Source organism: Aliirhizobium cellulosilyticum (genome assembly GCF_014198105.1).
Classification (GTDB): Bacteria; Pseudomonadota; Alphaproteobacteria; order Rhizobiales; family Rhizobiaceae; genus Neorhizobium; species Neorhizobium cellulosilyticum.
In genome coordinates this window covers 558,529-583,308 of sequence record NZ_JACIGW010000001.1, presented here as the reverse complement: position 1 = coordinate 583,308, position 24,780 = coordinate 558,529, and the positions used below count along the sequence as shown (strand labels likewise).

Below are 24,780 nucleotides of genomic sequence, written 5' to 3'. Positions count from 1 at the left end.
CGGTTCTCGGAACTGCGCACCTTCACCTGTGAGCAGAAATCATAAGGTCGGCTTGCGTCTATTGCAATGGCTGGAACAACTGATGTCTGCCGCCGATCAAATAGAGAGATCGATCGTCATCTCCGCACGTGTGCCTTTTGGCCGCTCGACATATTGAATGGCCGATCCGAGCGTGGACGCCATTGACTTCACGATCCGGCTTCCAAGACCGGTTCCCCTGACGACGTCGCCTTCTTTCCAGCCGATCCCGTCATCCTCGACAGCGAGCAACGCCTTGTCATCCGGCTGGCGTGTCAGAAGGACGCGCACTTCGCCATCAGTTCCCGGCTCATAAGCATATTTCAACGCATTGGTCAGAAGCTCGGTGACGATCATGCCGACGGAAACTGCGCGATCCGACGTCAACATTACCTCGTCGGCCGATAGATGGATGGTCGCCCCCTGACGGTCGGTGACCGTTCCTTGCACCTCGTTGACCAGCGTGCCGAGATATTTGTCCATCTCCACCTGCCGCACGTCATCGGATGTGTAGAGGCTACGGTGCATGCCGGCGATTGCCGCAATCCGAGCCTGTGTCTCGGCAAGCGCTGCCTTCACGTCCTCGTTCTTGCTGCTTCCGGCCTGGAGTCGGATCATCGCCGCGACCAGAGCTAGACTGTTTGCTACGCGGTGATTGACCTCCGCCAGCAGGATTTCGGCTCGTTCCTTGCCGATGCGGATTTCCTGGTCGGCCTTTTCCTTCTCGCGCCACAGATCTGCGGTCGAGATCGCCTGGCCGATCGCATTCTGCATCAGCGGCAGGAACTCGTCGCCGACGGTCTTGATGACATAATCGGATGCGCCGTTCTTCATTGCCTCGATGGCGATCGTCGCTTCGCTGGAACCGGTGACGTAAATGACCGGCGCCGAACAGCCACGCCCCTGCAGGCGATGGAAGATATCCATACCGGTCTCGGCGCGGAGATAGTGGTCTAGAACGATCGCATCGATCCCGCCCTTTTCGAACGCCGCCATGGCGCTTTCCCCGTCGACGGCAGTGACGACATTGTAACCGGCGCGTCCGAGATGGCGTTCCGCGAGACGGGCCAGAGCGACATCGTCGTCAACATAAAGGATCGTTCGCGGCATATCTTCTCATCATTGTCCGGGTATCTGCATCACCGAAAAGAACAGACCCAGCTGTCGAATGGCGTGTGCAAAACTATCGTAATCCACTGGCTTGGTAATGTAGACATTCGCGCCGAGATCGTAACAGCGCTGAATTTCACGCTCGTCGTCCGTCGTCGTGAGGATCACCACGGGCAGTCGTTTTGCATGAGGGTTGGACTTCACCTTCTCAAGGATGTCAATACCCGACATATCCGGCAGATTGAGATCGAGAAGGATAAGAAGATGCCGATCGCTGCTGGCCATGCCCGAGCGGTCGGCACCGAGAATGAAATCGAGCGCATCGGTACCATTGGTAAAAGGCACGATATCGTTGCTGACGCCGGCCCGGCGCACATTTTTTTCGATCAGGCGGGCATGCCCTTCGTCATCTTCGATCATGACGATGGTGACTTCCTTGCCGGCAGCTTTCATGGCCCGCTACTCCTAACATACTGGGACAGATCCATGGGCAGACGGATGACAAATGTCGATCCTCCCCCCAATGTGGAGGTCACAGTAATTTCCCCGCCTAAATTTCTGACTAACGAGCGCACATGCGCAAGCCCGATCCCCTCGCCCGGCTTGTCCTGCACCCCGGCCCGGCGAAAAAGTTCGAAGACGCGTTCATGGTCTTCCGGCGCGATCCCGCGACCATTGTCCGCCACCTCTATCCGGACGGCACTGCGCCCCATCGGGAATGCCTTCACGGAAAGGTTGAGCGGTCGCTCCGGATGTTTGTACTTTACCGCATTGTCGAACAGGTTGCCGAAAATCTGCTCCATGGAGAACCGGTCAGTCAAAAGACCACGGGCTGCGCCCACGGAGATGCTTACCTCGCCGCCGGAATCGCTGACCTGGTGATGAACGCTTGCGGCCGTCGTCTCCAGCATTTCGCCGAGATCGATGCGTTCAGGTTTCAGCTCGCGGCGGCCATCGCGCGAAATCTTCAGGATGGCGTTGATCAGGGCATCCATCTTCTTGGTCGATGACCGGATGAACCCGATCGCCTCCGGCAGATCCTCCTCGACGGCAAGCCGCGCCTCGCGCACCTCGTCTTCGCTTGGGCGCGCCTCATCGGCCAGCACATAGGCGCTGATCGACTTGAGAGACGCATCGAGTTCGCTGGTAAAGCCCATGATATTGACGAGAGGAGCCCTCAGGTCATGGGAGACGATATAGGCGTAACGCTGGATTTCACGATTGGCCTGTATCAGGTCTTCGGTGCGCTCGTTGACGCGTTCCTCAAGCCCGACATTCAGCTCCTCGACCTCCGCCCGGGCATGAGCGAGTTCACGCACATGCTGCATCACGACGGCAATTGCGCCGCCGACGACCAGGATGATCAGCAGTCCGCCGCCAAGTGTCACATATTGCAGCGATCCCGCGCTTTCGCGGATTTCGCCGATACCGTTGATCAGATGCCCGTCCAGTTCCTGCACGACATCGCCGATCGCCTGCCGAAGCTGCTGCATGACGACGAAGCCGGACTCATTGCGCACGATGGCAACGGCATCCGCCACCTTGCCCTCGCTGGCAAGATTGAGCGTCGACTGCATCTCCGTCACCTTTTCAGCGATCAGGCGACGGATATCCTCAAGCGGCACGTTGACCGTATTCTGATTTTTGGAAACGCGCTCCAGCCGCTCGACCTGACTCGGCAACGCTTCGAGCGCCTTTTGGTATGGCTCGAGAAAGGCCTCGTTTTGCACCAGAAGATAACCGCGCTGGCTCGACTCAGCAGAATTCAGCAGAACCAGCATGTCAGCCGCGACAGAGCGCACCGCCCTCAGCTTAGTCACTTCGTCGAAATAGGTCCGCGTCATGCCTGCAAGGAAGAAGGACGACAGGACGATAGCAACGAGAAGTCCAGCACCGATCAAAAGCATGAAGAGCGAAGACCGGGCAAACTTGTTATTGGCAAAGAGCATGAAGAGGAACCGTCGATTGAACTGGACGGAATGAACTTGGCCGCAACGCCGGCATTGTCAATGCATATCCGGCAAGCGCCGGACTGCATCAACGACAATCTAAAAAAGGAAAGCGCGATCCACGGCGACCGATGGAGTTTTACGATCCTGGGTGCCTACAAACGTAGGTGGGCGCCATATGTCCAAGCCCACGGGCCTGGTCAGGGACAGCTCCCTTTGGATCGAGTATGGCCCCAGGGATTGTGGTTCCTGTCGGGAAGCGCAGAACGCGACCAGAATATATGTGCGATCCTCGGGCAGCGCCAGTAGCCAGGGATCGAATTTTTGTAAGTATCAATTGATCTCGGCAGGTGTGCGCCCGTTGAGCTTTGCCGCAAGCCCTTCGATCCGCGCAGCAAGCTCGCCGATCGTAGAGACCAGCACCTGCTCGTTGCGCTGTTGCACCTCGATAGATCCGTCGCGATTGGACCGCAGGGAAGCCAGTTCCGCCTCGAGAGCCGAAACCTTACGCGTCATTTCGGACAGTTCGTCCATGATCATGATGCCGGCCATGACGGTGATCCTCAGATCGCCGATTTCGCCGAACTGCCCCTTGAGGTGGCCGACATAGCGGTCCAGCCGGTCGGCAAGCTGGGTCAGGTGATCTTCCTGCCCCTCCTCGCAGGCCATGCGATAGGCCTTGCCATCGATCGTGACTGTAATCTGAGCCATCAAATTCTCCCGTCAACGATCAAGCACGGCGCGGATCGTTTCCATAGCCGTCACCAGTCGACGCGATACTTCGCGATTGACTTCTTCCAGCCGATTGGCGCGAAATTGCGACTGATCGAGCTCCTGTGCCAGACGGGCACGATCTGCATGGACGCGACGAACTTCGCTATCGACGTCGCGGCTCTCGCGCTGACGTTCGATACGGGCATCCACGGCATTTTCGAGACTGCCCACCGCTGCGCGCAGTTCCGAAAGCGCCACCTCAACCGTCTTTTCTGCCGGCATCCATCATATCCCGTGAGAATGCGAAGAAGACCGAATCGTGCAGCCAAACCTCGCCATTAGGTAAAACAGATTAAGCACCGCTTGAAAGCCGGTCAACAAACCACCACCCTCTGTGCGTCATCGACTTGTGGATCAATCACCTTATATCGTTTTTGCACACATCTGCCCAAACAAACGGCGACCTGTCGCAAACCTGCTCAATATGTAATAGCTATAGCCCCACATTTGTTGACTTGCGCGCGCCACCTGATAAGGATCAGGCGCTCCCTCAAATGGCCCTCCAAACGGGCCTCTGACCGACACTCGGATACAGTGGATTAGCCATGACTTCTCGCGAACAAAACGACCGGATGGCGAATGCGATCCGTTTCCTTGCCATGGATGCCGTCGAAAAGGCGAATTCCGGCCACCCGGGCATGCCGATGGGCATGGCCGACGTGGCAACGGTCCTGTTCTCCAAATATTTGAAGTTCGACCCGACGAAACCGCACTGGCCGGACCGCGATCGCTTCGTGCTGTCGGCCGGCCACGGTTCGATGCTTCTTTATTCGCTGCTGTATTTGACCGGTTATGAAGACATGACCGTCGAGGACCTGAAGGGCTTTCGCCAGCTCGGCTCCAAGACCGCCGGTCATCCGGAATACGGTCACGCCACCGGCATCGAGACCACCACCGGTCCGCTCGGCCAGGGCATCGCCAATGCCGTCGGCATGGCGATTGCCGAACGCAAGCTGCGCGACGAATTCGGCGCCGACCTGCAGGATCACTATACATACGTGATCAACGGCGATGGCTGCCTGATGGAAGGCATCTCCCACGAAGCCATCGCGCTTGCCGGCCACCTGAAGCTCAACAAGCTCGTCCTCTTCTGGGACAACAACTCGATCACCATCGACGGCGCCGTTTCGCTGTCGGACTCAACCGACCAGATCGCCCGCTTCAAGGCCGTTCACTGGCACACGATCGAAATCGACGGCCATGATCAGGCAGCCATTGCCGCCGCGATTGAAGAAGCCCACAAGTCCGATAAGCCAACCTTTATCGCCTGCAAGACGGTGATCGGCTTCGGCTCTCCGAACAAGGCCGGCAGCCACAAGGTTCACGGCTCCCCGCTCGGTGCGGAAGAAATCGCTGCAACTCGCAAGGCGCTGAACTGGGAATACGAACCCTTCGTCGTCCCGAACGATGTCCTGTCCGAATGGCGCGCCGCCGGCACCCGCTCGGCAGACGCCGTCAAGGCATGGGAAGGCCGCCTCGAAAAGTCCGCCAAGAAGGCCGAGTTCGATCGCCGCTTCGCCGGTGATCTACCAGCAGGCTTCGACGCTGCGATCAGCGACTACAAGAAGAAGCTCGCCGAAACCAAGCCGACGATCGCTACCCGCAAGGCTTCCGAAGACGCGCTTGAAATCATCAACGGCTTCCTGCCGGAAACGCTCGGCGGCTCCGCCGACCTGACGCCGTCGAACAACACCAAGACCAGCCAGATGATCTCCGTCACGCCGACGGATTTCTCCGGTCGCTATATGCACTGGGGCATCCGCGAGCACGGCATGGCGTCGGCCATGAACGGCATCGCGCTGCATGGCGGCCTGATCCCTTACGGCGGCGGCTTCATGATCTTCTCGGATTATTGCCGCCCGCCGATCCGCCTGGCATCCCTGATGGGTATCCGCGTCATCCACGTCCTGACGCATGATTCGATCGGCGTCGGCGAAGACGGCCCGACCCACCAGCCGGTCGAACAGATGGCCTCGCTGCGCGCCATCCCGAACCTGATGATGTTCCGCCCGGCCGATGCCGTCGAAACTGCCGAATGCTGGCAGATCGCCGTCTCGACCAAGGATCGTCCGTCGGGTCTTGCCCTCACCCGCCAGAACCTGACCACCGTTCGCACCGAATATTCGGAAGAGAACCGTTCGGCCAAGGGCGCCTACACACTCTCCGGCAATGCCGATGCTAAGGTCACGATCTTCGCATCCGGCTCGGAAGTCGAACTGGCAGTAGCTGCGGCAAAGACGCTCGGTGAAAAGGGCACGACCGTTCGCGTCGTCTCGGTTCCCTCGACAGAACTCTTCTTCGAACAGCCGGATGCCTACCGCGCGGAAATCATCGGCAAGTCCCCGGTCAAGATCGCCGTCGAAGCCGGCGTTCGCGAAGGCTGGGATGCCTTCATCGGTCCGGAAGGCACATTCATCGGCATGAAGGGCTTTGGCGCTTCCGGCCCGGCCAAGGATGTCTTCAAGCACTTCGGCATCACGGCTGACGCTGTCGTCGCTGCCGCCGAAGCAAAAATTTAATGCTACCGACTGCCCTAGATCAAAGTAGGGCAGTCACAACCCGCGTTAGAACGTAGCCCCATTATCAGGGAGTAAAGCTCATATGACTGTAAAGGTTGCCATCAACGGCTTCGGCCGTATCGGCCGCAACGTCCTCCGCGCCATCGTCGAATCGGGTCGCACCGATATCGAAGTCGTTGCCATCAACGACCTTGGCCCGGTTGAAACCAATGCCCATCTGCTCCGCTACGACTCGATCCACGGCAAATTCCCGGCCGAAGTGAAAGTTGACGGCGATACCATCACCGTTGGCGGCGGCAAGCCGATCAAGGTTACCGCGATCAAGGATCCGGCAACCCTGCCGCACAAGGAACTCGGCGTCGACATCGCGCTCGAATGCACCGGTATCTTCACCTCCCGTGAAAAGGCTGCCCTGCATCTGACCGCCGGCGCAAAGCGCGTCATCGTTTCGGCTCCGTCCGACGGCGCAGACCTGACCGTCGTCTTCGGCGTCAACCATGACGCCCTGACCAAGGACCATCTGGTCATCTCCAACGCGTCGTGCACCACGAACTGCCTGGTTCCGGTCGTCAAGACGCTGGATGACGCTGTCGGTATCGACCACGGCTTCATGACCACAATCCATTCCTACACGGGTGACCAGCCGACGCTCGACACCATGCACAAGGACCTGTACCGCGCCCGCGCTGCAGCCCTGTCCATGATCCCGACCTCGACCGGCGCCGCAAAGGCAGTTGGTCTCGTTCTGCCGCACCTCAAGGGCCGCCTCGACGGCACCTCGATCCGCGTGCCGACCCCGAACGTCTCGGTTGTCGACTTCAAGTTCGTTGCCAAGAAGAACACCACGGTTGCCGAAATCAGCGAAGCCATCAAGGCTGCTGCAAACGGCAAGCTGAAGGGCATCCTCGGCTACACCGAAGAGCCGCTGGTTTCCCGCGACTTCAACCACGACAGCCATTCCTCGATCTTCGCGATCGACCAGACCAAGGTGCTGGAAGGCAACTTCGTCCGCGTTCTGTCTTGGTACGACAACGAATGGGGCTTCTCCAACCGCATGGCCGACACCTCCGTAGCAATGGCAAAGCTCATCTGATCGAGCCGATACGAATGAAGAAAGGGGCGCCTCGAGCGCCCCTTTTTTATTGCATCAGAGACACGTCGTCTCGATAGTCGCCCTCACGCGCACCGTACCATAACCATCATTGGCGATACCGCTGCAGAGATCGTACCATTCGCAGCCGCGACAGGCTTTCCGCGATTGTCCCTCGGCAAAGGCTTTTCGCATTCTAGCAAGCACCCCCGGATGCAGATCGATCCGCGCACCCGCCGACAAGCGCATCTCCAGCAGATCCCCGATATCCGCCGCCGCCTGCGCATCACGGACACGCACGCTGTCACGAAAACAATGCGGTTCAGGCTCGCACAAAAGTGCTGCGCAAATGTCGTCCGGACCGTCGACGACGAGAACATCCTCGCCGCTCGATAGCCGTTTGGCGATACGATCGTAGTTGGCGACAAAACCCGGCGTGTATCCTTTGCCCACATATGTGAGCAGGCAAAGGAGATGATGCGGTCTCAGCCGAACCGTCATGCAGCAGGCTTGGTCCTGCCTCGCGCCAGCAGACGCAGGATCGCCGCGCCGAGCGCGGATTTCAACCCGGCGCCGACGAGGAACGGCAGCACTCCGAACAGAAAAGCCTTCTGCGCCCCGATCATGAAGGCCAGAACGACACCGCCGATAACAAGGCACAGAAGATTGGCGATCATCATCGCCACGAACGCCAGAACCGGGCGATGACCGTTCCAACCCTTCTCCGCCAAAAAGCCCGTGACGGCTGCGATGACGGGGAAGGAAAACAGATAACCGGACGTCGGCCCGACGAAAACATGAAGCCCGCCTGCCCCGTTGGCCAGAACCGGCATGCCCATGGCAGCCTCGGCAAGCCATGCGACAACCGTCGCCGCCCCCAGACGCCAGCCGTAAAGCGCACCGATCAGCGTGACAGCCAGGGTCTGCATGGTGATTGGCACGGGGATCATCGGCACCGCGACGTAGGAAGATGCGGCAAGTATCCCAGTGCCAAGCACGATAGCCAGGCCACGCAGGACGAGCGGAGCATTCTGCAGATCAAGCGGGCTGAAGGCAGGCTTGGCAGTGCGGGTAGAAGCGTAGTTCATGCGGATCTCCAAATTATAGATAATTTCAGGAATCTATAGCTAATGAGTCCACAGACCACACGAATTGACAAGCCATGAAATTCACAGCCAGCAAAACGCCTTGAAATTGCGAAGGAATTTTAGCTTTTGCGGGGGTTAGGGCCGACCCACTGCACATGCCGCGCAAGCACCGCAGCCGCCTGATCCACATCTCCGGCCCTAAGCGCGGAGAGAATGGCGCGATGATCCCGGTCCGTTGGCGCTTCCCACTCGGCCCGCCATCCGGAAAACAGCAATCGGGCACCGACCACCTGCAGGTCTTCGATGGACTTCAACAGGCGCGGCATGCCGCAAGGGCTGAGGATTAGGCGATGAAAGCTCCGATTTGCCTCATCCCACGCCTGCACGTCGACAGCCTTTTCACCGGCATGGTTCGCAGCCTCGGCCGCATCGAGAATGGCCCTTGTCAAATGAGGCGCGGCATGGCGCAAAGCCAGCACTTCCAGGGCGGCGCGCATTTCGGCCACCTCTTTTACCTCGTCGAGACTGAAGCCCGCAACCCTCACCCCCCGGCGCGGCTCGCTGACAACCAGGCCCTGCGCCTCCAGCCGCCGAAACGCCTCACGCACCGGCACATGGCTGGCCCCGAATTCTTCGGCAATATGATCTTGCCGAAGCCGTGCACCGGCGGCAATCACGCCGGTAACGATGCGCTCGGCAAGCTCTCGACTGATACGCGAGGCAATCGTGTCTGATTTGGCTGTCGTCATGAATTATAGATAATTGATGACGACGTAGCCGTCGAGCGCTGAACCACCACCATGTGGACGTGAGCGCCATCCTTGCGCACGTATTCAATACTTTAGCGCATCAATCATCCCCGCGCTCCCGACCTGCATCTACAATCCGCCCGCCTCCATCGCCGGAGCGTTTCGCGAGACGTTCGCGGGCAGGCGGCGGCCGGCGCTCTCGTCCTTGCCCCATTACGTGCGGCAAGGACGAGAGGGGCGAAACGCATGGAGCGTCCGGCGTCAAAACCGGCCCCTCCTATCAAGCCCCCCCGGCAGCCATGCCGGGTTCGGTTGAGCCGTCCAAGTGTGGGTAACCACATGCAGCGAGGCGAGAAGATCACCCGTAGGACCGGAAGTCCCGATACCAGCCGAAGGCCACGCGAATGCGGAGCCGCCTTATCTACCCAATCGAGGTTCCGCATTTGCGTGGGCTCTCCGTTCTCTGAAAAGCTGAAAGCACCAAGGGGTAAGACCGTCTTTTTTCCACCCTGCCCTTCTCTTGCCGGATTTGTTCCTGCCTATTGCTGAGAGTGACGATTCGCTCCGGCTCGCGCCGGATCTGCCCCCGCCCCGACAGATGCCCCGCGACCGAAAACCGGTTTCGCGACCAGCACGTGCTGCCCGGGAAGGGAGCAAGCGGCAAACGAAGAGGTCGGGGTCTTTGGAGGCGTTTTATATCGTATTGTTGATCGGCACACTGCTTGTGCTGGTTTCCGCCTTCTCCAGCCTTCTCGCCTTCCGCTTCGGCGCACCGCTGCTTCTCGTCTTCCTGTCGATCGGCCTTCTCGCCGGCGTCGATGGCCTCGGAATACAATTCTCCAACTATCCCTTCACCTTCATGCTGGGATCGCTGGCATTGGCCGTTATCCTGTTCGATTCCGGCTTCATCACTCCCATTCACTCCTTCAAGATCGCTGCAGTACCGGCAATCACGCTGGCCACGGTCGGCGTGCTTCTGACCTCCGGCATCTTCGCCTTTGCCGCAGCCCTTTTTCTGAATCTCGACTGGCTGGAAGGACTGCTGCTCGGTTCGATCGTTGCCTCGACCGATGCTGCCGCCGTCTTCTTTCTTCTGCGCATCGGCGGCATCAATATCCGCGACAAGGTACGCTCGACGCTCGAAGTCGAATCCGGCACCAACGATCCGATGGCGATCTTCCTGACCATCGCAATTGCCGAGTTGATCGGCACCGGCCAGCGCCTCTCCGGCATCGACCTGCATTTCTTCTTCACCTTCTTCGAGGAAATGGGGCTCGGCCTCGTCTTCGGCCTGCTCGGTGGCATGATGATCGTGGCGATCCTCAACCGCTTCACCTCAGACCGCGGCCTCGCGCCGATCTTCGTACTGACACTCGCCCTGCTCGTCTTCGCCTTCACCGGCGCCATGGGCGGCAGCGGCTTTCTCGCCGTTTATGTCGCCGGCATGTATGCCGGAAATCGCAAGATGTACGCCAAGCAGCAGATCATGCGTTTCAACGAGGGGCTGACCTGGCTTGCCCAGATCATCATGTTCCTCGTTCTCGGCCTGCTCGCCACACCATCACAGTTCCCGGCCATTCTTCTGCCGGCGATCGGCCTTGCACTCTTCCTCATCTTCGTCGCCCGGCCCATCGCGGTTTGGCTGAGCCTGCTGCCCTTCGATTTCACTCAGCAGGAAATCGGCTTTGTCGCCTGGGTCGGCCTGCGCGGCGCGGTATCGATCCTGCTCGCGATAATGCCACTCCTGAGCGGCGTCGAGAATGGCGAACTCTTCTTCAATGTCGCCTTCATCATCGTCCTCGTATCGCTCTGCCTGCAGGGCTGGACGATCAAGCCGGTCGCGACAAAACTTGGCCTCATCATTCCGCCGCGCATGGGCGCGGTCGACAAGATCGAGCTCGATCTGCCGGGCGCTGCCCAGCACGAACTGATCTCCTACAAGGTCATCAAGGACAGCCCGATCATGCGCGGCGAGCGCATTCCCCGCTGGGCCATGCCTTCGCTCGTCATCCGCGACGCAAAGAGCATGCGTTATCAATATGCCGGACGGCTGCGGGAGGGCGATCAGGTCTATCTCTTCGTCGCCCCGACCTACACCAAACTGCTCGACCGCCTGTTTGCGGCCCGCGCGCCGGTGGATGACAATGACGAGGAATTTTTCGGCGCCTTCGCCATCTCCCCCGCCCGCCCCGCGAAAGAACTCGACGCCGCCTATGGTCCGGGCCTTCTGTCTCCCGCCGAACATTCCATGACGGTCGGCGAACTGCTGATCGCACGCCTCGGCGGCAAGGCGGAATATGCCGACCGCATGCGCTTCGGCTCGATCGTCCTGATCGTCCGCGAAGTCGACGAGTTAAACCACATCCGTTCGATCGGCGTTTCACTGGAACCGGTCGAACCGACCATCAACCTGCCGATCTTCATCAACATGCGAGAGATCGCGCATCGCGTGCGTGACCTCATCCGCAAATACCGCGGAAAGCCGGTGCCCACCCAAAGGCGATAGGCTATACTTGAGAGACCACTGCGGCTCTTGGCGCCCTTGCGTCGGGCCGCAACCATAGTATGGTCCGCCAGTTTCAGCGGCCGGGCGCTTCAGGGCACTCGGTCCCATTTCAGCACTCAAGGAGTGGATTAGCCCATGCCGGCATTCAAGACTATTGACGATATCAGCAACCCAGCGGGCAAGCGCGTTCTCGTACGCGTCGATCTCAACGTACCGGTTGCCGACGGTAAGGTAACCGACAAGACCCGCATCGAGCGTGTTGCCCCGACCATCCTTGAACTGTCGAAAAAAGGCGCCAAGGTCATCCTGCTTGCCCATTTCGGTCGCCCAAAGGGTGAGCCTGTCGCCGACATGTCTCTCTCGCTGATCGTCCCGGCCATCAACGAAGTGCTCGGCACCAAGATCCTCTTCGCCGCCGATTGCATCGGCCCCGACGCCGAAAAGGCCGTCGCATCGATGAAGGACGGCGACATCCTGCTTCTGGAAAACACCCGCTTCCACAAGGGCGAGGAAAAGAACGACGCCGAGTTTACCGAAGCGCTTGCCGCAAACGGCGACATCTACGTCAACGACGCCTTCTCTGCCGCTCACCGCGCTCACGCATCGACCGAAGGCCTCGCGCACCATCTGCCCGCCTATGCTGGCCGCACCATGCAGGCCGAGCTTGAGGCGCTGGAAAAGGGTCTTGGCGCACCGGTTCGCCCGACAGTTGCCATCGTTGGTGGTGCAAAGGTATCGACCAAGATCGACCTGTTGCAGAACCTGGTAAAGAAGGTCGACGCGCTCGTCATCGGCGGCGGCATGGCCAATACCTTTATCGCGGCAAAGGGCATCAATGTCGGCAAGTCGCTCTGCGAACATGATCTCGGCGAAACCGCCAAGGCAATCATGGCTGAAGCCGAAAGCGCCGGTTGCGCCATCGTCCTCCCCGTCGATGCTGTCGTTGCCCGCGAGTTCAAGGCCAATGCAGCAAACGAGATCGTCGCCATCGACGCCATCCCGGCCGATGCCATGGCCCTCGATGTCGGCCCGAAGTCGGTCGAAGCCATCAACGAATGGATCGGCAAGGCCTCTACGCTCGTCTGGAATGGCCCGCTCGGCGCCTTCGAAATCACACCCTTCGACGCAGCAACCGTTTCGGCAGCAAAGTTCGCAGCGGCACAGACCAAGGCCGGCAAGCTGACATCCGTTGCAGGTGGCGGTGACACGGTCGCAGCCTTGAACCATGCGGGCGTTGCCGACGACTTCACCTACATCTCGACGGCAGGCGGCGCTTTCCTTGAATGGATGGAAGGTAAGGAACTGCCCGGCGTGGCAGTTCTGTCCAAGACGGCCTGATTGCTGTTTATCCACAGCTTGACCACAACCAGAGTGCGCGGACATGGCTCCGCGCATTCGCGTTTCAAGACCCCTTTAAATTTTTTAGATGTTTTAAACGATTGAATTGAATTCAATCGTTTCAAATATTTAGCCGTGGATTTACTTCCGCCCTACATCTGTTATCGCCTCAGATATCAAGTGTTGGAGATCGACAAATGACCGAACGTCTGGAAGATATTGCACTCAAGATGGTATCGAACGGCAAGGGCCTTCTGGCCGCCGACGAGTCCACCGGGACGATCAAAAAGCGCTTCGATAGCATCGGGATCGAGTCTACCGAAGAGAGCCGCCGTGACTACCGCGAGATGCTCTTCCGCACCGAAGCAGCGATGAAGAACTGCATTTCCGGTGTCATCCTCTATGAAGAAACCCTCTACCAGAAGGCAGCCGACGGCACTCCGTTCGTCGACATCATGACCGCAGCCGGCTCGATTCCTGGCATCAAGGTTGATATCGGCGCGAAGCCGATGGCGCTTCACCCGCACGAATTCATTACTGAAGGTCTCGATGGCCTTTACGAACGCCTCCGCAAATATCGTGAAGCCGGTGCCCGTTTCGCCAAGTGGCGCGGCGTCATCACCATCGGTGACCAACGTCCGAGCTGGGGTTCGATCAAGGCCAACTCGCAGTCTCTCGCTCGTTATGCAGCGCTCTGCCAGCAGGCTGACATCGTGCCGATCGTCGAGCCGGAAGTGATGATGGACGGCACTCCCGGCGACCATGACATCGACCGTTGCGCCGAAGTTACCCAGCACGTACTGCAGACCGTCTTCGCCGACCTGTTCGACGCCCGCGTCGATCTCGAAGGCATGATCCTGAAGCCGAACATGGTCATTGATGGCATCAAGGCCCGCAAGGCTTCGGTGGAAGAAGTCGCCGCACGCACCGTCAAGGTTCTGAAGGCCACCGTTCCTGCTTCCGTACCGGGCATCGCCTTTCTGTCCGGCGGCCAGACCTCGGAAGAAGCAACGGCGCACCTCTCAGCCATGGTTGCCGGTTACGATCTGCCCTGGAAGCTCACCTATTCCTATGGCCGCGCGCTGCAGGAAACCGCTCTTAAGGCATGGGGTGGCAAGTCCGAGAATGTTGCAGCCGGCCAGCGCGCCTTTGCGCACCGCGCCGAAATGAACACGCTCGCCGCCAAGGGCACATGGAAGAAGGATCTTGAAAAGGCTGCGTAAGCCAAGCCTTTTCACCGAAATCGTTGCAGCCGGTCCGCAGCCTTGATTTGGCGCGGATGCTGCAGGGAGGGAGAAAACCGCGTCGGCAACGGCGCGGTTTTTCCGTTGATTGATACCATAACAAAGTTTGACTGGTGAGCCGCATCGCAGCCGCTTAAGCATCGTCCCTCACCCTTGGAGGATGCCATGCCCAAAGTCGAATTCGTCACCGTCGATGTTTTCACTGCCGAACGCTTCACCGGCAACCCGCTTGCCGTCATCACCGATGCACGCGGACTGACCACGCAGCAGATGCACGAGATCGCCACCGAATTCGGCTATTCCGAAAGCACATTCGTGCTGCCGCCAGAAGATCCGGCCAACAGCGCCCATGTCCGTATCTTTACGCCGACGCTGGAAGTTCCCTTCGCCGGCCATCCCAATGTCGGCACCGCTTACGTTCTTGGCCAGGAGACGAGCCTGTTCGGCAAAGCCATCGGCGACAGCCTTCGTTTCGAGGAAAAAGCCGGCCTCGTCGAGGTCCAATTGAAGCGCGAAGATGGCAAGGTCGCCGCCGCCTCGATCCGCGCCCCGAGATCGCTCGAGATCGGAGAGACGGTTGCAGCAGAGCTTGTGGCGCGCTGCGTCGCTATCGAAACGGAAAATGTCCGCACCGATCGGCACCAGCCGGTCTTTGCCTCTGTCGGTCTCGGCTTCGTCCTTGCCGAACTGGATGGCCTAGACGCCCTTGGTCGCGCCCTGCCGGATCTTGCTGCCTTCCGGGAAACAGTCGCCCGTCATCCCGGCGACGGCCTCGGATTTTCAGTATTTCTCTATGTCCGCGGTCCGTCGCGGCCGGACCATATCCGTGCACGCATGTTCGCTCCACTTGACGATGTTCCGGAAGATCCTGCAACCGGCAGTGCATCCGGTGCGCTCGGCGCATATCTGGTCGCCAACATGCCCGAGGCGGATATCAACACCCAACTGACAATCGAGCAGGGCGTGGAGATGGGCCGCAGGAGCATCATCGAACTCGATGTTACCAAGCAACATGGCAAGGTAACCGATGTGCGGATCAGCGGCCGCTCTGTCTTCGTCATGCGCGGCAGCATCGAATGCTGATCAGAAGAACTCCCGCGCGAGCAGCGCAATGGTCCAGATCACAAAAGCAAGCACAGCAATTTTCCAGAAGTCCATGCGACGCTTGAGGCCGGGAAAGCCCAGCGGCCTTATGATCTGAACGACCATGCCAAGCATGAGCAGGATGGAGATTGCTTTTGTCATTGTTCGCCCTGCTGCGATCTTTTCGCGTCTCGCCACAGGGTAGACATTTTTAAACTCCACCACAGATAGGCTTTGGGAGGGGCAAGCAAATCAACAGCGAGCCCCGTCCCTCGTTACCGTTCCCTGCGGCAAGGCGCAACACGTCTGACGGCAGGGAAATGTGCCATTGATTGTTTGACACGAACCCATTTGTGAGACGATGAGACGAAACCTGCTTCCCGTCCTCGCCCTTTTATCCGCAACCCTTTTTCTATTCCTTGGCAACGGCCTCCAGGGCCTGCTCCTGCCCTTGAGGGGCTCTCTCGAAGGCTATTCCAACGAGACGCTTGGCCTGCTCGGCACGACCTGGGCTGCGGGTTTTGTCATCGGCTGCTTTGTTGCACCGAACGTGGTGCGACGGATCGGCCATGTCCGCGCCTTTTCCGGCTTCCTCGCGCTGATCTGCCTGAACGTGCTTCTGACCGGCCTGCTGGTCGATCAGACGGCATGGCTGACGTTGAGAGCCATCACCGGCTTCTGCACCGCCGGCACCTCGATGATCATCGAAAGCTGGCTGAACGAGCGCGCAACACCGGAAAGCCGGGGCACGATCTTTTCCTTCTACATTTCCATCACGCTCTTCGGCGTCGTCGGCGGCCAGATGCTGGTCCCCTTTTCGGACGTGACAACGACGACGCTCTTCATGATCTGCGGCATTCTCTACAGCATCGCAGCGCTGCCCACGACGCTCTCAAAAGCCGCCTCTCCCCAGCCGCTCAAACGCGCCAAGCTGGATCTGAAGGGGCTGTTCAAAAACTCGCCGATCTCCTTCGTCGGCATTCTGCTGATCGGCATTGCCAATGGCGCCTACGGCACTCTGGCCGCTGTGTTCGCAAACCGCGCCGGCCTCTCTCAAGGGGCAGTCGCCGCAATGGTGACGATCACCATCTTTGCCGGCGCGATCATGCAGTTTCCGGCGGGCCGCCTCTCCGATCGCATGGACCGTCGCTACGTGCTGGCAGGTCTTTCCGCCGCTGCAGCACTGGCGGGACTGGTTGTCGCCATGGTGCGGCCGACTGACGCCTACGGGATCATCGTGCTGGTCTCGATCTACGGTGCCGCGGCGAACGCGCTCTATCCGATCGCGGTTGCCCATGCCAACGACTTCGCCTCGCCGGAGGACTTCGTCAAGGTTTCCGGCGGCCTGCTCCTGCTCTACGGCATCGGCACTATCATCGGCCCGACACTCGGCGGCCCGGTCATGACCTGGGCCGGACCTTATGCGCTCTTCCTCGTCACCGCGATCGCGCATATCCTGATCACGGCCTATGCCATCATCCGCAGCCGACAGCGGGCACCGGTACCGGCAGAGCATCGTGATGCCTATACGGTCGCTCCGGCCGCAACATCGCCGATGACGACCCCGGAAAGCCTGGCGCTCGACCCGCGTGCAGCGCAGGCGGAAGGCACGACAGAAGACCGGAGGAACTGAGGATGACATTTTTCGACGACGACCGGCCGGCCAAGAAGCTCGCCCATGAGATCGGCTCGGATCTTTCCATGCTTTCGGTGGGCGATCTCGATGCTCGAATCGATCTCCTCAGAGAGGAAATCGCGCGGCTGGAAACCGACAAGCAGAAGAAACAGGCCGGCCGGATGGCGGCCGACAACTTCTTCAAGAAGTGAGACGATCCGAAAATGCCCAAGTAAAGCCTGGGGATTTTAAGTGGATATTAATCATTAACAGACATTATAAGACCGTCCAGGCTTCCTGGACTCAGACAGTTTCACCACCCGGCGAATGGTCTGATTTCTCCCTGTTTTACCTTGAGAGCCGCCTTTCCGCGGCTCTTCTTTTTTGGCACGCCGCAAAACTGCTTTACTCGGCCGTGTAGAGACGCCTCGCAGGCTCTCTTGCAGTTTCCGAAAATGTGTTCCAAAACAAGAACATCCGCATCGGTTTACCGCTTCTTGTGGGTATTAACCTTTCCTTAATAAACGCCTTGCGGATTTCAATTATAAAGATCATGTTCAAGTCAATGAGGGCGGCGATGGAACCTTTCGCTACATCCCGCCATTGCCTCATCGTGGTTGCGTTAGCAGGATGACATTCATGCAAGAACAGGGTCTGAATACCGTCAATTTCGCCGGTCGCGCAGCGAATTCCTCGCAGTTCAAGACACTTTACTCCGAGGGCATGTCCCTGGTGGAAGAGACCGCGACCTATCTCGACGGAACGGGTCGCGCCGCATCGAAGGTCCTGCCTCGTATCGCCTCGGTTCTTTACGCCGCTGAATCCATGCGCCTGACGACACGCCTCATGCAGATGGCCTCTTGGCTGCTGCTGCAGCGCGCCGTCAACAATGGCGAGATGTCGAAGGATCAGGTTCTCGCCGAAAAGAACAAGGTTCGCCTTGACGGTTTCAACGTCGACCGCAACGCACCGGGCTGGAACGAACTTCCGGAAGGTTTCCGCGATCTCGTCGAGCGCTCTTTGCGCCTGCAAAACCGCGTGGCCCTTCTCGATCGCGAGATCTATCGTCCGTCTGACGCCGTTGCCGTTCCGGACAACGAAAACAGCGTCCGCTCGCAGTTGAACCTGCTGCAGACGGCCTTCGGCAACTGATCATCGATCAGCCAGTCGATCCAGATATTCGAGAATTTCAGTGCGGCTTCTGAGCCGCACTTTTTCGTTGGGGAACTCTTCGAACATCCGCAAATGGCTTTCGAACGAATTCCAGTTGTTTCGCCGCTCCCGATATTTCGACACCCAGTCGAGCAACTCCTGGAAGCTCTCGTCGCTTTCTCCACGCTGCTTGCCCCTCGCCTTGATATTGGCGATGCATTCGTCTTCGGGCAGATCGAGAAACACCAGTGTCGTCGCGCGTGGCAGGATGACATTGACCAGCCAGCCATAGACGCCTTCGATGATCCATCCGGAGGTCAGCGACAATTCCCGCACCTCTTCGATGACGATCGCCTTGTCACGGGCAATGCCGTCGCCATGCGGGCCGGGTTGCCAGTAGACATCATCGAGATGCACGGGAGCGCGGTCGAGGTATAACGACAGCTTGCGGGCGAGCCATGTCTTGCCCGAACCGCCATTTCCCATGATCACTACCCGGCGAAGGGCCTCATATTGCTTGTCTTTTATCATGGCACTCCCCTTGAGCCCTGCCATGACACCAAACGAAAAAAGCCCGGCTTTCGCCAGGCTTTTTTTGGTCCGCCAACGTTAAGGCTATTAGAGGCCGAGGCCGCCGAAACGCTTGTTGAACTTGGAAACGCGACCGCCACGGTCCATCAGCTGCTGGTTGCCACCAGTCCATGCCGGATGGGACTTCGGGTCGATTTCAAGGTTCATCGTGTCGCCGGCCGAACCCCAGGTGGAGAAGGTTTCGTACTCGGTGCCATCGGTCATGACGACCTTGATCTTGTGGTATTCGGGATGAATGTCAGCCTTCATGTCGATATTCCTGCTCTGCGGGGTCTCCATGCCGCATTTGCGATCACCGACCCTCTTTAATCAATGAAGCCGTAGACCAGCACGGTCACGGCTTCCCAATTCGATGCGGAGCCTATACAGGAAGGTCGCGACTAGCACAAGTACCCGCAAGGCCAAGATAAGAGGGCCTCTACAGCGTTCTTTGTCCGACATCAATGGCGGGCAGCGTGCGTTGAAATATTAGAGTTCGCGTATTGTGAAAATGACTATGCGCAAGCAGGAGTTCCCGTGGCAGACATGTCTGAGACCGAAAAGAAGAATCGCAGCCTCAAGCCCCTCGCCCGACTGATCCCCTATCTTTCCCGTTATCGAAGGCTGGTTGCTTCGGCTCTTTTCTTTCTGGTTCTGGCGGCCGCGACAACACTTGCTCTTCCGCTCGCCGTCCGGCGCATGGTCGATCATGGATTCGCGTCTTCCGACGGCCATTTCATAAACAACTATTTCGGCATGCTGCTGATCCTTGCCATCCTCTTGGCGCTGGCCAGTGCCATGCGGTATTACTACGTGATCACCATCGGTGAACGCGTGGTGGCCGACCTGAGGCGCGAAGTCTTCGCCCATGTCACCCGCCTTTCCGCATCCTTCTTCGACGTCAACCAATCGGGGGAGATCGTCTCGCGCCTGACAGCCGACACGACCCAGATCAAGTCCGCCTTCGGTTCGGCCGCCTCCCAGGCTTTGCGCAACACCATTCTCTGTCTCGGCGCCATGGGCATGATGATCTATACCAGCCCGTGGCTTTCCGTCATGGTGCTCGGCGCCATTCCGGTCATCGTGTTCCCGATCGTCGGTTTTGGTCGCAATGTGCGTCGCCGCTCCCGCGCCGCACAGGACACGCTGGCAGAGAGCTCGGCTTTCGCATCGGAGACCGTGGCGGCGACCCGCACCGTTCAGGCCTTCGGCGGCGAAGAGATGGCAAGCGTGCGTTATGCCTCTGCTGTCGAGAATGCCTATGACGCCGCCCGCGTCGCGATCCGTTCGCGCGCACTGCTGACCGGCTTTGCCATTCTCCTCGTCTTCGGCTCGATCGTCGGCGTCTTGTGGTATGGCGCGCAGAGCGTTCTTGCCGGCGAGATGAGTGCCGGCACGCTTGGCCAGTTCGTGCTTTATTCGGTGATCGCCGCAAGCTCGCTCGGCCAGCTCTCGGAAGTCTGGGGCGAGCTTTCGGCCGCCGGTGGTGGCGCCGAACGGCTGACCGAACTTCTGCACGAAATCCCGGCCGTTCAGGACCCGGAACAACCGGTTACCCTGCCTTCACCGGCCCGTGGCGAAGTCGAGTTCGATCAGGTCTCCTTCGCCTATCCGGCACGTGTCAGCGCCATCACGCTGAACAGCCTGTCCTTGAATGTCAAAGCCGGTGAAACGATCGCCATCGTCGGCCCGTCGGGTGCCGGCAAAAGCACGATATTCTCGCTTCTTATGCGGTTCTACGACCCACAGACCGGATCGGTGAAACTGGACGGCGTCGATCTTCGCAATGCTTGCATCGAAGACATCCGCTCGCGCCTGGCAATCGTGCCGCAGGACGTGACGATCTTTGCCGCATCGATCCACGACAACATCGCCTTCGGCATGCCGGGTGCTAGCCGCGAGGCCGTCCGTGCCGCGGCCATTTCCGCCCAGGCTGACGAGTTCATCGGCAAGCTCGACCAGGGCTATGACACCATGGCCGGCGAACGCGGCATCACCCTTTCCGGCGGCCAGCGGCAGCGCATCGCGATTGCCCGGGCGATCCTGAAGAATGCGCCCGTCCTGCTTCTGGATGAGGCGACCTCGGCGCTCGATGCCGAAAGCGAAACGCTGGTACAGCGCGCGCTTGACGGGCTGATGGAAAACCGCACGACGCTCGTCATCGCCCATCGCCTGGCAACCGTCCTCAAGGCTGACAGAATTCTCGTGCTTGAAGACGGTCGCGTTGTCGAGGAAGGAACCCATCAGAGCCTAGTCGCCAAGGGTGGACTTTACGCCAAGCTGGCGCGCCTGCAGTTCCATGATCTGGAACAGCGCAGCGCAAGCGCTATCTGACCGATAAACAGGATTGAGACTGCATGATTGTCGAGCCACTGGACCCGAATGCCCCGCTCGAGCAATTGCTGGACAGTGTTCAGTATCAGACCTTCCTGTATTTCTGGGAAGGCGCGCATGCAGATAGCAAGCTCACCTATGACAAGCGCTGGGTAAACGGCGCGATTGCCACCAACATGATCTCCATCAGCGGCACCGGTTTCGGGCTGATGGCGATCCTTGTTGCGGCAGAGCGGCAATGGGTGACCCGCGATGAGGCGCTGGAGCGGATCAGCCTCATTCTGGACCGCCTGAACCTCGCAACCCGCTATCACGGCGCCTTCCCCCACATGGTCGATGGTGCCACCAGCGAGACCGTCCAGTTTTCGCAATATGACGATGCCGGCGACCTTGTGGAAACCGCCCTCCTGTTTCAGGGCCTGATCTGCGCGCGAGAATATTTCACCGGCGCATCGGAAACCGAGCTGGCTCTGCGGGCAACTGTCACTCGGCTGTTCGACGAAGTCGAGTGGGACTGGTTCACACGCGGCAAGGACGATGGTCCGCTTTACTGGCACTGGAGCCCGATCCACAACTGGACCATGAACCTTCCGATCAAGGGCTGGAACGAAGCGCTCTCGGCCTATGTGCTGGCGGCTGGTTCTGACACGCATCCGATCAAGCCGGAAAGTTATCATGAAGGCTGGGCGCGCTCCGGCGCGATGAAAAACGGCGAAAGCTATTTCGGCACCGAACTTCCCCTCGGTGAGCCTCTTGGTGGCCCGCTGTTCCTCTCCCAATATTCCTTCTGCGCGCTTGATCCGCGCGGACTGTCGGACCGCTATGCCGATTATTGGCAGCAGGCCGTGGCGCATACGAAGATCAACCGGGACTACTGCCTCAGCATCCCGGCCTATAAGCAATACGATGTCTGGGGCCTGACGGCTTCGGAGGCGCCGAATGGCTACAACGCCAACTCTCCGACGTCGGACACGGGCGCCATCGCCCCGACCGCGGCACTGTCGAGCTTCCCCTTTCAGCCGGCGGAGGCCGAAGAGGCCCTGCGCGCCATGATCCGCTACGAGGATGGAAAGCTGTTCGGATCGTTCGGTTTCGTCGATGCCTTTGCCCCGGCAATAGACTGGCTCGCGCCAACCTATATCGCCATAGACCAGGGTCCGCTCATCGCCATGATAGAGAACCACCGCTCCGGCCTTTTGTGGAGCCTGTTCATGAAGGCGCCTGAAGTGCGGCGCGGACTGGAGCGCCTCGGCTTCACCTCAAGCCACTATACGGCATGAGGACAGGGCCTATTCGGCCCGTTCGAATACCCATTTCACCACATATTTGCCGTTCGGCTTCAGCTTGGTCTTCGTCTTCATCCTGACCGCCCCGCCGAGCGCTGCTTCGGCTTGGTCAAACATTTCGCGCGCCTCGGCAATTACCTGATGGTAGGTGCTATTGTCACGGCGTGGCGTATCCGCCACCGCCTTGATCAGGGCGTTGATATCTCGTTTTTGCGCAACCATCGATCAGCGTTCCGTCAGCTTCAATTCGATACGCCGGTTCTGAGACTTCGCTTCTGGCGTGTCGCCCGGAGCGATCGGCTGGAATTCGCCGAAGCCGGCAGCGACAAGCCGGTTAGCCGGAACCCCCTTCGAAATCAGATACTTCACAACCGAAGTTGCGCGGGCGGATGAAAGCTCCCAGTTGTCGCGATAACGCCCCGCACCGGAGAGCGGCGAATTATCGGTATGGCCGTCGACCCTGAGCACCCAATTGATTTCCGCCGGTATTTCCTTAGCAAGCTCAAGCAGGGCCATTGCCAGCTTGTCCATTTCACCATGCCCGGCATCATCCAACTCGCTGCCACCGACCGGAAACAGCACTTCCGACTGGAAGACGAAACGATCGCCGACGATCCGGATATTTTCGCGATCCGAGAGGATTTCACGCAAACGGCCGAAGAAGTCGGAGCGATAGCGGTTGAGTTCCTGCACGCGGGCAGCGAGGGCAACATTCAGGCGGCGGCCGAGATCCGAGATCTGCGCCTGCGAGGTCGCATCCTTGGCTTCCGATGCCTGTAGCGCCTGCTCCACCGCTGCAATCTGTGCGCGCAATGCTGCGATCTGCTGGTTAAGAAGTTCGATCTGACTTGCCGCGCGCTGGCTGATCTGCTGCTGGTTGTTCAACTCGCTGGTTAGCTCACCGACTTTTGCATTGGCGGCCGCACTGCTGCCGGCGCCGTCATTCAAAAGCTGCTGCAGACGCGAGCGATCGCTTTCCACTGCAGCCAACGAGGATTGAAGGTTGGCAAGCTGATCTTCGAGATCCTGATTGCCGCTCTTTTCCAGCGCCAGCAGGTTTGTCAGCTCTGCGATCTGGCTGTTTAGGCGGTTCAACACCTCGTCGCGACCGGTGATCTCGCGGCTGAGCAGAAACTGCGCCAGCACGAAGACCGTCAGCAGGAACATGATCGCCATGAGAAGAGTGGACAGCGCATCCACGAAGCCCGGCCAGAAATCGACTGTGCGTTCGCGACGGCGGTTCTTGGCGAGCGCCATCGCTTATTTCCCCCCGATCTTGTCGGAAAGCCGGTCAAGCGTGCGGCGCATCGCCTTGGATTCTTCCTGCTGCGCCTCGATCCAGTCACGCAGCATCTGCTGCTCGTTGCGCATGTTCTTCACGAGCCCCTGAATACCTTCCGCCAGATTGGCCATGGCAGCCATCGAACGCTCGCTCTCGGCGCCGTCACGCCCGGCCTTGGTCTGGACGGCAGCAAGCTTGCGCAACTCGGCGGTCAGGGCCTTCAACTCATCTGCGGCGCCGTTATCGCCATTGGCGATCGGCCCGTCGTAACCAACGTCGGTTACCGAAGAGAGCCAGTTTTCGAGTTCCGTATAGAAGCGGTTCTGTGCGCGGCCGGCCTGCAGATCGAGAAAGCCTAGAATCAGCGAACCGGAAAGGCCGAGCAGCGAGGACGAAAACGCCGTGCCCATGCCGGCGAGCGGCTGTGCCAGCCCGCTCTTGATTGCACTCAGAATGTCGTTCGAGCCGCCCGACGACGGATCAAGCGCACCGATGACGTCGCTGATCGAGCCGATAGTTTCGATCAGCCCCCAGAACGTGCCAAGCAGGCCGAGGAAGACCAGAAGGCCTATGAGATAGCGCGAAGTATCGCGCGATTCGTCCAGTCGCGTGCCGATCGAATCGAGGATGGAGCGATAGGCGACGGTCGACAGCGCCACCTTGCGGCGGCGACCGATCAGGGTGCGCATCGGGGCGAGCAGGCGCGGTTCGCGGCCCACCTTGTCGGCATTGCCGCCGGCGGCCCGGAAGGAATTGAACCAGCCGACTTCCCGCGCAAGACTGATCACCTGCACGAAGACGAGCAGGATACCGATCGCCAGAACGCCGAGGATCAGCCCGTTCAGGCCCGGATTGGTCTGGAATGCGTGCGCCGCCTGTCGGTAGAGGATCGACGCGACGAAGCCGACAAGCGCGAGAAAGATGAGCATCGTCCAGAGGAACGACGCAGGATTGGAGAGCTTGTGTTTATAGCCGCCGCGGCCGGTTTCCGACTCGTCCAGATCATCCACTGTCGCATTCGCCATAATACGCCTCGACTCCGCTAAATTGAGCGGAGGCTAGTGTAAAATTGC

General features: G+C 59.4%; 25 protein-coding genes and 1 other RNA gene. 11 read left to right on the top strand and 15 right to left on the bottom strand.

Annotated features, from left to right (window positions below; all coding sequences use genetic code 11):
- Positions 1 to 96: 96 nt before the first annotated feature.
- The 6 genes from GGE33_RS02575 to GGE33_RS02550 form a co-directional block, all read right to left on the bottom strand.
- Complete coding sequence (locus GGE33_RS02575) at positions 97 to 1,128, bottom strand: sensor histidine kinase (RefSeq protein ID WP_148143591.1); 1,032 nt, start codon at positions 1,126 to 1,128, stop codon at positions 97 to 99.
- 9 nt (positions 1,129 to 1,137) lie between these two features.
- Positions 1,138 to 1,581, bottom strand: a complete 444-nt coding sequence (locus GGE33_RS02570; protein WP_148143588.1) for a response regulator — start codon at positions 1,579 to 1,581, stop codon at positions 1,138 to 1,140.
- Positions 1,578 to 3,077 (bottom strand): sensor histidine kinase, encoded by a 1,500-nt coding sequence (locus GGE33_RS02565; RefSeq protein ID WP_246435706.1) that lies wholly within the window; start codon positions 3,075 to 3,077, stop codon positions 1,578 to 1,580. The genes GGE33_RS02570 and GGE33_RS02565 overlap by 4 nt, the downstream gene beginning before the upstream one ends.
- Before the next feature lie 112 nt (positions 3,078 to 3,189).
- Positions 3,190 to 3,348: non-coding RNA, 6S RNA (gene ssrS / locus GGE33_RS02560), on the bottom strand.
- Positions 3,349 to 3,410: 62 nt separating this feature from the next.
- Positions 3,411 to 3,788 carry a cell division protein ZapA gene (locus GGE33_RS02555; RefSeq protein ID WP_148143584.1) on the bottom strand — a complete coding sequence of 126 codons (378 nt, stop codon included), beginning with the start codon at positions 3,786 to 3,788 and terminating at the stop codon, positions 3,411 to 3,413.
- 12 nt (positions 3,789 to 3,800) lie between these two features.
- On the bottom strand, positions 3,801 to 4,073 hold the full coding sequence (locus GGE33_RS02550; protein WP_148143582.1) for a DUF4164 domain-containing protein: 273 nt from the start codon (positions 4,071 to 4,073) through the stop codon (positions 3,801 to 3,803).
- A 323-nt stretch (positions 4,074 to 4,396) separates the two neighbouring features.
- Between GGE33_RS02550 and tkt the strand changes: the two genes are divergently transcribed.
- Both tkt and gap read left to right on the top strand, forming a co-directional pair.
- On the top strand, positions 4,397 to 6,370 hold the full coding sequence (tkt, locus tag GGE33_RS02545) for a transketolase (protein ID WP_183821123.1): 1,974 nt from the start codon (positions 4,397 to 4,399) through the stop codon (positions 6,368 to 6,370).
- An 82-nt stretch (positions 6,371 to 6,452) separates the two neighbouring features.
- A complete protein-coding gene (gene gap, locus GGE33_RS02540) occupies positions 6,453 to 7,463 on the top strand; it encodes a type I glyceraldehyde-3-phosphate dehydrogenase (RefSeq protein ID WP_148143578.1) in 1,011 nt (336 codons plus the stop codon).
- 54 nt (positions 7,464 to 7,517) lie between these two features.
- On the opposite strand, the gene GGE33_RS02535 is transcribed toward gap, so the two are convergent.
- The 3 genes from GGE33_RS02535 to GGE33_RS02525 all read right to left on the bottom strand — a co-directional run bounded on the left by GGE33_RS02535 (position 7,518) and on the right by GGE33_RS02525 (position 9,297).
- On the bottom strand, positions 7,518 to 7,961 hold the full coding sequence (locus GGE33_RS02535) for a DUF1284 domain-containing protein (RefSeq protein WP_183821122.1): 444 nt from the start codon (positions 7,959 to 7,961) through the stop codon (positions 7,518 to 7,520).
- Entirely contained in the window at positions 7,958 to 8,548 is a 591-nt protein-coding gene (locus tag GGE33_RS02530) for a biotin transporter BioY (RefSeq protein ID WP_183821121.1), read from the bottom strand. The genes GGE33_RS02535 and GGE33_RS02530 overlap by 4 nt, the downstream gene beginning before the upstream one ends.
- A 119-nt stretch (positions 8,549 to 8,667) precedes the next feature.
- Complete coding sequence (locus GGE33_RS02525; RefSeq protein ID WP_183821120.1) at positions 8,668 to 9,297, bottom strand: GntR family transcriptional regulator; 630 nt, start codon at positions 9,295 to 9,297, stop codon at positions 8,668 to 8,670.
- A gap of 682 nt (positions 9,298 to 9,979) precedes the next feature.
- Between GGE33_RS02525 and GGE33_RS02520 the strand changes: the two genes are divergently transcribed.
- The 4 genes from GGE33_RS02520 (at position 9,980) to GGE33_RS02505 (ending at position 15,468) form a co-directional block, all read left to right on the top strand.
- Positions 9,980 to 11,803, top strand: a complete 1,824-nt coding sequence (locus GGE33_RS02520) for a potassium/proton antiporter (RefSeq protein WP_183821119.1) — start codon at positions 9,980 to 9,982, stop codon at positions 11,801 to 11,803.
- Between the two features lie 135 nt (positions 11,804 to 11,938).
- The gene (locus tag GGE33_RS02515) at positions 11,939 to 13,141 is read left to right on the top strand and encodes a phosphoglycerate kinase (RefSeq protein ID WP_148143568.1); all 1,203 of its coding nucleotides are present in this window, start codon (positions 11,939 to 11,941) and stop codon (positions 13,139 to 13,141) included.
- A gap of 197 nt (positions 13,142 to 13,338) precedes the next feature.
- Complete coding sequence (locus GGE33_RS02510; RefSeq protein ID WP_148143565.1) at positions 13,339 to 14,364, top strand: class I fructose-bisphosphate aldolase; 1,026 nt, start codon at positions 13,339 to 13,341, stop codon at positions 14,362 to 14,364.
- Positions 14,365 to 14,550: 186 nt separating this feature from the next.
- Entirely contained in the window at positions 14,551 to 15,468 is a 918-nt protein-coding gene (locus GGE33_RS02505) for a PhzF family phenazine biosynthesis protein (RefSeq protein ID WP_183821118.1), read from the top strand.
- Here the strand turns inward: GGE33_RS02505 and GGE33_RS02500 are convergent, their stop codons facing one another.
- A complete protein-coding gene (locus GGE33_RS02500) occupies positions 15,469 to 15,630 on the bottom strand; it encodes a hypothetical protein (RefSeq protein ID WP_183821117.1) in 162 nt (53 codons plus the stop codon).
- Between the two features lie 199 nt (positions 15,631 to 15,829).
- On the opposite strand from GGE33_RS02500, the gene GGE33_RS02495 reads away from it, so the two are divergent.
- From GGE33_RS02495 to rcdA, 3 genes are all read left to right on the top strand, one after another.
- On the top strand, positions 15,830 to 17,101 hold the full coding sequence (locus tag GGE33_RS02495) for an MFS transporter (RefSeq protein ID WP_183821116.1): 1,272 nt from the start codon (positions 15,830 to 15,832) through the stop codon (positions 17,099 to 17,101).
- Positions 17,102 to 17,103: 2 nt separating this feature from the next.
- The gene (locus tag GGE33_RS02490; protein WP_183821115.1) at positions 17,104 to 17,295 is read left to right on the top strand and encodes a DUF1192 domain-containing protein; all 192 of its coding nucleotides are present in this window, start codon (positions 17,104 to 17,106) and stop codon (positions 17,293 to 17,295) included.
- Positions 17,296 to 17,722: 427 nt separating this feature from the next.
- On the top strand, positions 17,723 to 18,235 hold the full coding sequence (rcdA, locus tag GGE33_RS02485; RefSeq protein WP_183821114.1) for a protease adaptor protein RcdA: 513 nt from the start codon (positions 17,723 to 17,725) through the stop codon (positions 18,233 to 18,235).
- Here rcdA and GGE33_RS02480 read toward each other — a convergent pair whose 3' ends face one another.
- Both GGE33_RS02480 and rpmE read right to left on the bottom strand, forming a co-directional pair.
- Positions 18,236 to 18,766 (bottom strand): P-loop NTPase family protein, encoded by a 531-nt coding sequence (locus GGE33_RS02480; RefSeq protein ID WP_246435703.1) that lies wholly within the window; start codon positions 18,764 to 18,766, stop codon positions 18,236 to 18,238.
- Positions 18,767 to 18,853: 87 nt separating this feature from the next.
- Complete coding sequence (rpmE, locus tag GGE33_RS02475) at positions 18,854 to 19,075, bottom strand: 50S ribosomal protein L31 (RefSeq protein ID WP_112454588.1); 222 nt, start codon at positions 19,073 to 19,075, stop codon at positions 18,854 to 18,856.
- 276 nt (positions 19,076 to 19,351) lie between these two features.
- On the opposite strand from rpmE, the gene GGE33_RS02470 reads away from it, so the two are divergent.
- Both GGE33_RS02470 and GGE33_RS02465 read left to right on the top strand, forming a co-directional pair.
- Complete coding sequence (locus GGE33_RS02470; RefSeq protein WP_210303558.1) at positions 19,352 to 21,139, top strand: ABC transporter transmembrane domain-containing protein; 1,788 nt, start codon at positions 19,352 to 19,354, stop codon at positions 21,137 to 21,139.
- Between the two features lie 23 nt (positions 21,140 to 21,162).
- Positions 21,163 to 22,419, top strand: a complete 1,257-nt coding sequence (locus tag GGE33_RS02465) for a glucoamylase family protein (RefSeq protein ID WP_183821112.1) — start codon at positions 21,163 to 21,165, stop codon at positions 22,417 to 22,419.
- 9 nt (positions 22,420 to 22,428) lie between these two features.
- Here GGE33_RS02465 and GGE33_RS02460 read toward each other — a convergent pair whose 3' ends face one another.
- From GGE33_RS02460 to GGE33_RS02450, 3 genes are read right to left on the bottom strand one after another with little or no spacing between them, the layout of a single operon-like run.
- A complete protein-coding gene (locus GGE33_RS02460; RefSeq protein ID WP_148143548.1) occupies positions 22,429 to 22,647 on the bottom strand; it encodes a hypothetical protein in 219 nt (72 codons plus the stop codon).
- A gap of 3 nt (positions 22,648 to 22,650) precedes the next feature.
- Positions 22,651 to 23,682, bottom strand: a complete 1,032-nt coding sequence (locus tag GGE33_RS02455) for a peptidoglycan -binding protein (protein WP_148143546.1) — start codon at positions 23,680 to 23,682, stop codon at positions 22,651 to 22,653.
- Positions 23,683 to 23,685: 3 nt separating this feature from the next.
- Positions 23,686 to 24,732, bottom strand: coding sequence for a flagellar motor protein MotA (locus GGE33_RS02450; protein ID WP_183821111.1), 1,047 nt, complete (start codon positions 24,730 to 24,732; stop codon positions 23,686 to 23,688).
- Positions 24,733 to 24,780 lie beyond the last annotated feature (48 nt).

Coding starts and splice junctions, on each gene's coding strand:
- GGE33_RS02575 (WP_148143591.1), bottom strand. CDS start 1,128: ATGCCGCGAACGATCCTTTATGTTGACGACGATGTCGCTCTGGCCCGT.
- GGE33_RS02570 (WP_148143588.1), bottom strand. CDS start 1,581: ATGAAAGCTGCCGGCAAGGAAGTCACCATCGTCATGATCGAAGATGAC.
- GGE33_RS02565 (WP_246435706.1), bottom strand. CDS start 3,077: ATGCTCTTTGCCAATAACAAGTTTGCCCGGTCTTCGCTCTTCATGCTT.
- GGE33_RS02555 (WP_148143584.1), bottom strand. CDS start 3,788: ATGGCTCAGATTACAGTCACGATCGATGGCAAGGCCTATCGCATGGCC.
- GGE33_RS02550 (WP_148143582.1), bottom strand. CDS start 4,073: ATGCCGGCAGAAAAGACGGTTGAGGTGGCGCTTTCGGAACTGCGCGCA.
- tkt (WP_183821123.1), top strand. CDS start 4,397: ATGACTTCTCGCGAACAAAACGACCGGATGGCGAATGCGATCCGTTTC.
- gap (WP_148143578.1), top strand. CDS start 6,453: ATGACTGTAAAGGTTGCCATCAACGGCTTCGGCCGTATCGGCCGCAAC.
- GGE33_RS02535 (WP_183821122.1), bottom strand. CDS start 7,961: ATGACGGTTCGGCTGAGACCGCATCATCTCCTTTGCCTGCTCACATAT.
- GGE33_RS02530 (WP_183821121.1), bottom strand. CDS start 8,548: ATGAACTACGCTTCTACCCGCACTGCCAAGCCTGCCTTCAGCCCGCTT.
- GGE33_RS02525 (WP_183821120.1), bottom strand. CDS start 9,297: ATGACGACAGCCAAATCAGACACGATTGCCTCGCGTATCAGTCGAGAG.
- GGE33_RS02515 (WP_148143568.1), top strand. CDS start 11,939: ATGCCGGCATTCAAGACTATTGACGATATCAGCAACCCAGCGGGCAAG.
- GGE33_RS02510 (WP_148143565.1), top strand. CDS start 13,339: ATGACCGAACGTCTGGAAGATATTGCACTCAAGATGGTATCGAACGGC.
- GGE33_RS02505 (WP_183821118.1), top strand. CDS start 14,551: ATGCCCAAAGTCGAATTCGTCACCGTCGATGTTTTCACTGCCGAACGC.
- GGE33_RS02500 (WP_183821117.1), bottom strand. CDS start 15,630: ATGACAAAAGCAATCTCCATCCTGCTCATGCTTGGCATGGTCGTTCAG.
- GGE33_RS02495 (WP_183821116.1), top strand. CDS start 15,830: ATGAGACGAAACCTGCTTCCCGTCCTCGCCCTTTTATCCGCAACCCTT.
- GGE33_RS02490 (WP_183821115.1), top strand. CDS start 17,104: ATGACATTTTTCGACGACGACCGGCCGGCCAAGAAGCTCGCCCATGAG.
- rcdA (WP_183821114.1), top strand. CDS start 17,723: ATGCAAGAACAGGGTCTGAATACCGTCAATTTCGCCGGTCGCGCAGCG.
- GGE33_RS02480 (WP_246435703.1), bottom strand. CDS start 18,766: ATGATAAAAGACAAGCAATATGAGGCCCTTCGCCGGGTAGTGATCATG.
- rpmE (WP_112454588.1), bottom strand. CDS start 19,075: ATGAAGGCTGACATTCATCCCGAATACCACAAGATCAAGGTCGTCATG.
- GGE33_RS02470 (WP_210303558.1), top strand. CDS start 19,352: ATGTCTGAGACCGAAAAGAAGAATCGCAGCCTCAAGCCCCTCGCCCGA.
- GGE33_RS02465 (WP_183821112.1), top strand. CDS start 21,163: ATGATTGTCGAGCCACTGGACCCGAATGCCCCGCTCGAGCAATTGCTG.
- GGE33_RS02460 (WP_148143548.1), bottom strand. CDS start 22,647: ATGGTTGCGCAAAAACGAGATATCAACGCCCTGATCAAGGCGGTGGCG.
- GGE33_RS02455 (WP_148143546.1), bottom strand. CDS start 23,682: ATGGCGCTCGCCAAGAACCGCCGTCGCGAACGCACAGTCGATTTCTGG.
- GGE33_RS02450 (WP_183821111.1), bottom strand. CDS start 24,732: ATGGCGAATGCGACAGTGGATGATCTGGACGAGTCGGAAACCGGCCGC.